Genomic DNA, 817 nt, shown 5'->3' with positions numbered 1-817 from the left:
AACCACAAAGCAACGCCGTCACCTTGGAAGTCGAACCCGTTCCAACCATACCTGCACTAAAACCAAGCCCCATAAGTTTTAGCTCTGCACCTACAGACGACAGCTTTCTTTACCAGTCACTTGTTATTAGCGCACCAATAGACCGGAGCGCACTCCACTCAGGCACGGGTGACATCACTGTAAGCACCATATTAGAGCCTTCATTAAGAGCAGAGGACAAACTGCGCTTTCTGCTGGATGGTGCCGAAGTTGCATTACAAAAAGGGGCGAGCTTGCTGCTAACAAGCCTAAATAGAGGAACACACACGATCACGGTCCAAGTTATCGACCCACAAAACAAGGCTCTTATCTCAGCCAGTAGTCAATTTACAGTTCATCGACCTATCGCCAGAGCGTTCAAAATTAACTAACACATAGAGAGCACCAATAGGGAACACCCCAAAAAAGCAATGCACAAAATTGGTGCGCACATCCTATCTTCATCTATACTAAACCAAGAGCCCTGACACGCAAGCAGTCGGGAGCTCGCTAAATAGCTACTCTCTGAACATATTCGACGCCACATAAAACATTGGTTTGCTTCTTGCTTTGGCTATTATAGTTCGCCCCAGGCAAGAGCAAGCCTGTTTGCATGTAATTTCGTCTTTAAATGGATACAAGCTTTAATGACAACCAACCTGTTCTCAGATGCCTACCAACAACGCATACTCGAAGGCTTGTCGACTGCTGTTATCCTTATTGATGCAAATTACCAGATTAAATTTATCAATCCTGCTGCCGAAATGCTCCTGCAAGCCGGTTACAAACGAATACTATC

1 protein-coding gene is annotated in these 817 nt (G+C 45.4%); it reads left to right on the top strand.

Features of this window, described 5'->3' with window-relative positions; all coding sequences use genetic code 11:
* Positions 1 to 410: hypothetical protein (locus tag A3729_RS32395; RefSeq protein WP_068633380.1), on the top strand; the 410-nt coding region annotated here is incomplete at its 5' end.
* Positions 411 to 817: the final 407 nt, after the last annotated feature.

It is taken from the genome of Oleiphilus sp. HI0043 (genome assembly GCF_001634935.1).
Note: the sequence above shows the minus strand (reverse complement) of the source record. Positions and strands in the feature narration are given on the sequence as shown.